The 8223-nt window shown below is 72.6% G+C and carries 9 protein-coding genes; 6 read left to right on the top strand and 3 right to left on the bottom strand.

Annotated features, from left to right (window positions below; translation table 11 throughout):
* From O3Q52_RS43875 to O3Q52_RS43865, 3 genes are all read right to left on the bottom strand, one after another.
* On the bottom strand, window positions 1-2182 hold a 2182-nt coding region (locus tag O3Q52_RS43875), incomplete at its 3' end, for an AAA family ATPase (protein WP_269654110.1).
* A 73-nt stretch (window positions 2183-2255) separates the two neighbouring features.
* Complete coding sequence (locus tag O3Q52_RS43870; RefSeq protein ID WP_269654109.1) at window positions 2256-3173, bottom strand: SDR family oxidoreductase; 918 nt, start codon at window positions 3171-3173, stop codon at window positions 2256-2258.
* On the bottom strand, window positions 3170-4006 hold the full coding sequence (locus O3Q52_RS43865; protein WP_269654108.1) for an SDR family oxidoreductase: 837 nt from the start codon (window positions 4004-4006) through the stop codon (window positions 3170-3172). The genes O3Q52_RS43870 and O3Q52_RS43865 overlap by 4 nt, the downstream gene beginning before the upstream one ends.
* A gap of 86 nt (window positions 4007-4092) precedes the next feature.
* Here O3Q52_RS43865 and O3Q52_RS43860 point away from each other — a divergent pair, with 86 nt between their 5' ends.
* From O3Q52_RS43860 to O3Q52_RS43835, 6 genes are read left to right on the top strand one after another with little or no spacing between them, the layout of a single operon-like run.
* Window positions 4093-4851, top strand: a complete 759-nt coding sequence (locus O3Q52_RS43860) for an enoyl-CoA hydratase family protein (RefSeq protein ID WP_269654107.1) — start codon at window positions 4093-4095, stop codon at window positions 4849-4851.
* Window positions 4848-5702 (top strand): CoA transferase subunit A, encoded by an 855-nt coding sequence (locus O3Q52_RS43855; RefSeq protein WP_269654106.1) that lies wholly within the window; start codon window positions 4848-4850, stop codon window positions 5700-5702. The genes O3Q52_RS43860 and O3Q52_RS43855 overlap by 4 nt, the downstream gene beginning before the upstream one ends.
* Window positions 5699-6502, top strand: coding sequence for a CoA-transferase subunit beta (locus O3Q52_RS43850; protein ID WP_269654105.1), 804 nt, complete (start codon window positions 5699-5701; stop codon window positions 6500-6502). The genes O3Q52_RS43855 and O3Q52_RS43850 overlap by 4 nt, the downstream gene beginning before the upstream one ends.
* Window positions 6502-7605 carry a nitronate monooxygenase family protein gene (locus O3Q52_RS43845; RefSeq protein ID WP_269654104.1) on the top strand — a complete coding sequence of 368 codons (1104 nt, stop codon included), beginning with the start codon at window positions 6502-6504 and terminating at the stop codon, window positions 7603-7605. The genes O3Q52_RS43850 and O3Q52_RS43845 overlap by 1 nt, the downstream gene beginning before the upstream one ends.
* Window positions 7580-7840, top strand: coding sequence for a type II toxin-antitoxin system Phd/YefM family antitoxin (locus O3Q52_RS43840; RefSeq protein ID WP_269654103.1), 261 nt, complete (start codon window positions 7580-7582; stop codon window positions 7838-7840). Before O3Q52_RS43845 ends, O3Q52_RS43840 begins: the two co-directional genes overlap by 26 nt.
* Window positions 7837-8106 carry a type II toxin-antitoxin system RelE/ParE family toxin gene (locus tag O3Q52_RS43835; protein ID WP_269654102.1) on the top strand — a complete coding sequence of 90 codons (270 nt, stop codon included), beginning with the start codon at window positions 7837-7839 and terminating at the stop codon, window positions 8104-8106. The genes O3Q52_RS43840 and O3Q52_RS43835 overlap by 4 nt, the downstream gene beginning before the upstream one ends.
* Window positions 8107-8223 lie beyond the last annotated feature (117 nt).

The following is an 8223-nucleotide window of genomic DNA, read 5'->3' as shown; positions in this document are numbered from 1 at the left end:
GCCGGCCCTGGGCGCGGGCGAGATGGGCCTCGGCGAGCGCGGCCCACAGGGCGGGGTTCACATGGCCGCCGGCCGCGTGGACGCGGGCCACGCGCGCGTGTGCCTGCGCTTTGGCGAACGCGCCCCGCACCGCGTGCACCTGGGCGGCGAGCATCCGGCAGTACAGGGCGATGTGCGGCTGGTCGGTGTCGGCGGCCAGGGACAGTGCGAGGTCGGTGTGGACGATCGCGTCGTCCCAGCGGCCCGCGCGGTACTCGGCGGAGGCGAGCGCGGTCGCGGCGACCACCCGGAAGGACGCGGCGCGCCCGTGGCAGGCGCCGAAGACCCCGCCCAGGTCCCGTACGGCGCCGGTGAGGTCGCCGGTCCACTCGCGCAGGGTGCCGCGGCCGAGGAGTTCCTCCAGTTGGGCCGGGGTGGCGAGCGCCGGGTCGGGCAGCGGGGCGAGTGCGGCGAGCGTCTGCGGGGCCCGGCCGCTCATGGCGAGGCCGTTGAGCCGCAGGACGCGGATCATGTCGGTGGCCGTGTCGTCGGGTGCGAGGCGGATCGCGAGGTCGGCCCATTCGGCCATCTCGGCGCCGTGCGACATGCTGCCGTGCAGGGCGGCGAACTGGCCCGCGACACGTGCCCCGAGGACGGGATCGGCCGCCGGGTCGCACCGGTGCCAGGCGTCCGTGAGCAGTGCCTCGGCCCGGTCCAGGTCGAACAGGCTGAGCCTGCCCAGGAGATAGCTGCGCCAGCCGCCAGGGGTGAACTGCGCGATCCGCTGGGCGACTTCGCCCATGTCCGGTACGTCTCCGGCGAGCAGCGCGCACTCGACGGCTTCGAGGGTGTACTGCTCGTACACCGCCGGTTCCGGGCCGAGCCGTGCGGCGGCCGTCAGCTGTCCGGCCGCGTTCGCCCACGCGCCCTCGGCGGCGAACTTGCTTCCCAGGGCGGCGAGTTCGGCGGCGAGCTCCGGGTCGGGGCCGACTGCGGCGAGCGCCCGGTGGCGCAGCCGGTGTGCCTGGTCCCGGACGGTGCGGGCGGCGCTGAGGTGCAGGGCGGCGCGGCGGGAGGGGCCGAGCTGGTGGTAGACGGCGGCGTGTACGAGGGGGTGCGGGAAGCGGATCGCCGGATCACCCGGGGCCTCGGTCAACAGGCCCGTGTGGACGGCCTCTTCGAGTGCGGTGAGGACGTCGGCGGCCCGGCGTTCCTCGTCGAGCAGGTCCGCGCCCGCGACCTCCCAGGCGTCGGCCGACGTGCAGTGCGTGCCGAGTACGGCGGCCGCGCAGACCAGTGCGTCGGCGGCCGGTGAGCAGGCGGCGAGCTTCGCCAGTACGAGGGCGGTGAACGACTTGGGGGCGGGCGGTGTCACATCGGGCTCGCCGAGCGCCTCCAGGAGTCCGGTTCCTTCCTGTTCCAGGAGGGCCTTCGCATGGAGGGGATTGCCCGCGGTGTGCGCGTGCAGCCGTGCGGCGACGCGCGCGGTGAGTCCCTGTACGCCCAGTCCTCCGCCGAGTTCGGCCAGTTCGGCGGGCCCGAGCCCGTCGAGCCGTACGCGCACGGCGTCGTCCGCCGTGAACAGTCTCCGCAGCCCCTCGGCCAGCCGCGTGTCCTCGGCGTCCCGCACGACGACGAGAACGAGCACGCGATCGGCCCGCAGTCGGCGCACGGCGAAGGCGAGGGCCTGGAGGGAGAGGTGATCGGCCCATTGGGCGTCGTCGAGGACGAGGGCGATGGGGGTGTCGGGGGCGGACGGGGCGGGAGCGCCCCCGTCGTCGGGGCCCGGGCCGGCGCCCGCTCCCTGTGCCTCGTCCAGGGCCTCCAGCAGTGCCGCCCCGGCCGCGTGCGCGTCCGCCCAGCGCCCGCCGCCGACCGCACCACGGGCCCCGTCTCCGCCCCCGTCTCCGCCACCGGGGCCACTGCCGTCACCGGTGCCGTCCCGGCCCAGCAGCTGCTCCAGCACTCCGAAGGCCAGCTCCGACTCGGCCTCCTCCCCCGCCCCGTACAGCACGTGCGTGTCGTCGCGCAGGAAGCGGTGTACGAGGGCGGTCTTGCCGATGCCGGCCGGACCCTCGACGAGTACGCGCTGAGGGTGTCCCGCGCGGGCGCGCTCGCGCGCCGCCGCCAGGAGCGCGAGGCTGTCCGCTCGCCCGACGAACTCCACCTGAGCCACCTCCGCCCGCCGCGCCCTGCTGGGCATCCTCGCGAGCACGGGGTGCGGGGTCAAAGGGTTCCCCGCGCGTTGCCCTCCTAGGTGTCGTACGCCGATCGCACTACTGCGCCCCGTGGACCGGCTGCGGTGCCTGCGCCTCCGCGAGCAGTTTGAGCGCCGTGTCCCCGGCCTCGGCGGGGGTCCACCGCGCGCCCTTGTCGATGCTCGGGCCGGGCCGCCAGCCCTCCATGACCGTGATGCGGCCGCCCTCGGTCTCGAAGACCCGGCCGGTGACGCCGGCGCTCGCGGCGGAGCCGAGCCAGACGACGAGCGGCGACACGTTCCCGGGCGCCATCGCGTCGAAGCCGCTGTCGGGTGCCGCCATCGTCTCGGCGAACGTGCCCTCGGTCATCCGGGTCCGCGCGGCGGGCGCGATGGCGTTGACCTGCACTCCGTAGCGCCCCATCTCGGCGGCGGCCACCAGTGTGAGCCCCACGATCCCGGCCTTGGCGGCGCTGTAGTTCCCCTGCCCGACGGACCCCGACAGCCCTGCTCCGGAGCTGGTGTTGACGATCCGTGCCTGCGGCACGCGCCCCGCCTTCGCCTCCGCCCGCCAGTGCGCGGCGGCGTGCTTCAGCGGCAGGAAGTGGCCCTTCAGGTGGACGCGCATGACGGCGTCCCAGTCGTCCTCGCCGAGGTTCACGAGCATCCGGTCGCGCAGGAACCCGGCGTTGTTGACGAGCGTGTCGAGCCGCCCGAAGGCGTCCACGGCCGTGCGTACGAGGGATGCGGCGCCCTCGGTCGTGGCGATGTCCCCGCCGTGCGCCACCGCCTCGCCGCCCGCCGCCGTGATCTCCTCGACGACCTGCCGGGCCGGGCTGTCGGGGCCGGGCGAACCGTCGAGCCCGACGCCCAGGTCGTTGACGACGACGCGAGCGCCCTCCGCCGCGAAGGCGAGTGCGTGCGCCCGCCCGAGCCCGCGTCCCGCGCCCGTGACGATCACGACCCGCCCGTCGCAGATTCCGATGCCTGCAGTCATCCCGTCTCTCCTCCCTCTCTTTCCACTTTTTCCTCGTTGGCCTTCTCCTTGTTGGCCTTCTCCTTGTTGGCCTTCTCCTTGTTGGCCTTCTCCTTGTTGGCCTTCTCCTTGTTGGCGGTCGCCGCGTCCAGGAAGGCGGGCCGTTCGCCCCCGCCGTGCACGAGGAGGCCGGCCCCGGTGATGTACGCGGCGGCGTCCGACGCGAGGAAGACGGCGGCCCTGCCGACGTCCAGGGGCTCGGCGAGCCGCCCCATGGGGACGGTGCGGGAGACGGCCGCGATGCCGTCCTCGTCCCCGTAGTGGAGGCGGGACAGCTCGGTGCGGACCATCCCCACGACGAGGGTGTTCACGCGTACGTCCGGCGCCCACTCCACGGCCATCGAGCGCGCGAGGTTCTCCAGGCCCGCCTTGGCCGCCCCGTAGGCCGCCGTGCCGGGCGAGGGCCGGGTCCCGCTGACGCTGCCGATCATCACGACGGAGCCACGCGCCCGTTTGAGCTGCTCGTACGCCGCCAGAGACGCCGTCAGCGGGGCGGTGAGGTTGAGCTCGATCACGCGCGCGTGCCACTCGGCGTCCGTCTCCGCGAGCAGCCGGTAGGGGGCGCCGCCCGCGTTGTTGACCAGGACGTCGACGCGGGGCAGCCCGTCGAAGAAGGCGCGCACGGCCGGTGGGTCCCGCAGATCGAGGGGGACGAACTCGACGCCGTCGACGGGCACTTCGGGCGGTCTGCGCGCACAGACCACGACCTCGTCACCCGCCTCGACGAACGCGCGGGCGATACCGGCGCCCACGCCCCGGGTGCCGCCCGTGACCACCGCGAGCCGTTTGTCCACAGGGCCTCCCACTCGTCGGTGTTCGCTGTTACCTTCACAACCGGCGCACCTAACAAATGTTTGGTCGAAAGGTAGCTGATGAGCTGATGGGTGTCTCCACCTCGTCCCCGGAAAAGGGGATTTCCGTCGTCACGGTCGACTTCCCGCCCGTGAACGCGCTGCCGGTGCGCGGCTGGTTCGAGCTGGCCGACGCCCTGCGCGCGGCGGGCCGCGACGCCGAGGTCCGCTGTGTGGTGCTGGCCGCCGAGGGGCGGGGGTTCAACGCGGGCGTGGACATCAAGGAGATACAGGCGCAGGGCGGTGGCGCGCTGCTCGGCGCCAACCGCGGCTGCGCCGACGCATTCGCCGCGGTGTACGAGTGCGAGGTGCCGGTGGTGGCGGAGGTGCACGGCTTCTGTCTGGGCGGCGGCATAGGCCTGGTGGGCAACGCGGACGCGATCGTGGCGAGCGAGGACGCGACCTTCGGCCTGCCCGAGCTGGACCGGGGCGCCCTGGGCGCGGCCACCCATCTGGCCCGGCTGGTGCCACAGCATCTGATGCGCGCGCTGTACTACACCTCGCGCACGGCGACCGCGGCCGAGCTGCACCGGCACGGGTCGGTGTGGCGGGTCGTGCCGCGCGACGAACTGCGCGCCGCCGTCCTGGAGCTGGCCCGTTCGATCGCGAGCAAGGACGGGCAGCTGATCCGGCTCGCCAAGGCCGCGATCAACGGCATCGATCCCGTGGACGTGCGCCGCAGCTACCGCTTCGAGCAGGGCTTCACGTTCGAGGCGAACCTCGCGGGGGTGGGCGACCGGGTCAGGGACACGTTCGGGAAGGACCGGGAAGGAGGGGGTACGGAATGAGCGACAAGACGATGACGGCCGACGAGGTCGTCTCCCGGCTCCGCAGCGGGATGACCCTCGGCATCGGCGGCTGGGGCTCGCGCCGCAAACCGATGGCCCTGGTGAGAGCACTGCTCCGCTCCCAGGTCACCGACCTCACGATCGTGTCGTACGGCGGCCCGGACGTCGGGATGCTCGCCGCGGCGGGCAGGATCCGCAAGCTCGTCGCGGCCTTCGTGACGCTCGACTCGATCCCCCTGGAGCCGCACTACCGCGCTGCCCGGCAGAGCGGGGCCTTCGAGTTGACGGAGGTCGACGAGGCGATGTTCATGTGGGGGCTGCACGCCGCCGCGAACCGGCTGCCGTTCATGCCGGTCCGGGCCGGCATCGGCTCGGACGTCATGCGGGTCAACCCCGGCCTGCGGACGGTCACTTCGCCGTACGAGGACCCGTCGACCGGGATCCGGGAGACCTTCGTCGCCATGCCGGCCCTGCGCATGGACGCGGCGCTCGTCCACGTGAACCGCGCGGACCGGTCGGGCAACGGCCAGTATCTGGGCCCGGACCCGTACTTCGACGACCTGTTCTGCGAGGCCGCGGACGACGCGTACGTCTCCTGCGAGCGGCTCGTGGACCGCTTCGACGACGCGGTGCCGCAGACCCTCCTCGTCAACCGGCACTCGGTCACGGGAGTCGTCGAGACGCCCAGCGGCGCACACCCCGCCTCCTGTGTCCCCGACCACGACCGCGACGAGCCCTTCCAGAAGCTGTACGCGACGACGCCGTGGCCCGAGTTCACCGAGCGGTTCCTGTACGGGGACGAGAAGGCATATCAGTCGGCCGCACAGGCCTGGCACGAGGAGCGGCGATGACGGACGCGACCCGGCCCTCTCCTGCCCCGCCCACCGGCGCCCCGCTCCCGGACACCCGCACGTCTCCCCTCCCGCCCACCCGCGCCGAGTACTGCGTGATCGCCTGCGCCGAGGCGTGGCGGGACAACGGCGAGGTGCTCGCGAGCCCGATGGGTGCCGTCCCCTCCGTCGGCGCCCGGCTCGCCCGGCGGACCTTCGCCCCGGAGCTCCTGCTCACCGACGGCGAGGCGATGCTGGTCGGCCCGGACGGCACGCCCGAAGGGTGGCTGCCCTACCGCAGGCATCTCGCGATGGTCACCGGCGGGCGTCGGCACGTGATGATGGGCGCGAGCCAGATCGACCGGTTCGGCAACCAGAACATCTCCTGCATCGGCGACTGGGAGCGGCCCGCCCGGCAGCTGCTCGGGGTGCGGGGCGCGCCCGTCAACACCCTGAACAACCCGGTGAGTTACTGGGTGCCCAAGCACTCGACGAGGGTCTTCGTGGAGAAGGTCGACATGATCAGCGGGGTGGGGTACGACAGCGCGGCGGCGGCCGGCCCCACGGCGACCCGCTTCCACCGCATCCCCAGGGTCGTGTCGAACCTGGGAGTGTTCGACTTCGCGACCCCGGACCACTCGATGCGGCTCGCCTCGCTGCATCCGGGGGTGACGGTCGAGGAGGTCCTGGCGGCGACCGGGTTCGAGCCGACGGTTCCCGACGAGGTCCCGTACACCCGTGAACCGACCCCGGCGGAGCTGGAGTTGATCCGCGAGGTCATCGACCCGCAGGGGCTGCGCGACCGTGAGGTCCCGGGCTGATGGAGACCGCGCTCACGAAACTGGTCGGCGTCCGGCACCCGATCGTGCAGACCGGAATGGGCTGGGTGGCGGGCCCGCGTCTGGTCTCCGCCTCGGCGAACGCGGGAGCGCTGGGCATCCTGGCCTCCGCGACGATGACACTCGACCAGCTGCGGGAGGCGGTCCGGGAGGTCAGGTCCCGTACGGACGCGCCGTTCGGTGTGAACCTGCGCGCGGACGCGGGGGACGCCCGCGACCGCGTCCGGCTGATCGTCGAGGAGGACGTGAAGGTCGCCTCCTTCGCGCTCGCGCCCTCCCGTGAGCTGATCGCCGAGCTCAAGGACGCGGGCGTCGTCGTCATCCCGTCGATCGGGGCCCGCCGGCACGCCGAGAAGGTCGCGGCCTGGGGTGCGGACGCGGTGATCGTGCAGGGCGGCGAGGGCGGCGGCCACACCGGCGAGGTGGCGACCACCGTCCTCCTCCCCCAGGTCGTGGACGCCGTCGGCATACCGGTGATCGCGGCGGGCGGCTTCTTCGACGGCCGGGGCCTGGTCGCGGCGCTGGCGTACGGCGCGGCGGGCATCGCCATGGGCACCCGCTTCCTGCTCACCTCCGACTCCACGGTCCCGGACGCGGTGAAGGCCCAGTACCTCGCGGCCACGGTGAAGGACGTGACGGTGACGACAGCCGTGGACGGCCTCCCCCACCGCATGCTCCGCACGGACCTGGTCAACTCCCTTGAGGAGGCTGGTCGTACGAGAACGCTGACCCGGGCGATACGCCGGGCCGCCCGCTTCCGAAAGCTCTCGGGCCTCACCTGGCCCCAGCTGATCCGCGACGGCCTCGCGATGAAGCACGGCAAGGCCCTGACCTGGAGCCAGGTCCTCCTCGCCGCCAACACCCCGATGCTGCTGCGCGCCTCGATGGTGGAGGGCCGCACAGATCTGGGAGTGATGGCCTCGGGCCAGGTGGCAGGCCTGATCGAGGACCTGCCGTCTTGCGCGGAGCTGGTGGAACGGGTGATGACGGAGGCGGGGACGGTTCTGCGCGGGCTGCCTGCACAGGCATGGTGTACACAGGAGAGTGTACACTCGCGATATGTCCGAGACGCTGAGCATCCGTGAGGCCCGTGCACGACTGGCCGAGATCCTGAGCAATGCCGAGGCCGGCGAAGTCACGGTGATCACCCGCAAGGGCGAGCGCGTCGGCGCCGTAGTCCCGATAGAGGTTCTGGATGCGGTCGAGGAAGCGGCCGACGAGATGCTCGCCCGGGAAGCAGCCACGCATCTCGATGAGCCCACGGTCTCCATGGCGGAGCTGCTCGCCGACCTGTTCAGCGATGACCAGGGCGCCGCATGAAGTATGCGTTCAGGTTCACCGCCACCGCCCAGCGACAGCTACGCACGATCGACCGGACCAGCGCCATGCGCATCCTCACCGCCCTGACGCGGCTGGGCGACGATCCATACCGTGAGGACGCGGACGTCAAGAAGCTCGCAGGGCAGGAAGGCCTGTACCGACTGCGCGTCGGGGATTTCCGCGTCGCCTACCAGATCGACAACGGCCGGCTGATCATCCTTGTCGTCAAGGTGGGCAATCGTCGCGATGTGTACCGCGCCCTGTAGAGCGGAGCGCCCCGTCAGGAGGCGCCCCCTCTTTTAGGTCTTTCAGGGGCGCGGGGCTGTGACCTTCTGCGGCTCCTCCCCCACTCTCGGCTTCGCTCGAGCGGGGGGGACCCCCAT

Origin of the sequence: Streptomyces sp. ActVer, from assembly GCF_027270795.1 — a bacterium.
Classification (GTDB): domain Bacteria; phylum Actinomycetota; class Actinomycetes; order Streptomycetales; family Streptomycetaceae; genus Streptomyces; species Streptomyces umbrinus_A.
The sequence above is the reverse complement of the archived record's forward strand: the minus strand, read 5'-3'. Positions and strand labels throughout refer to the sequence as shown.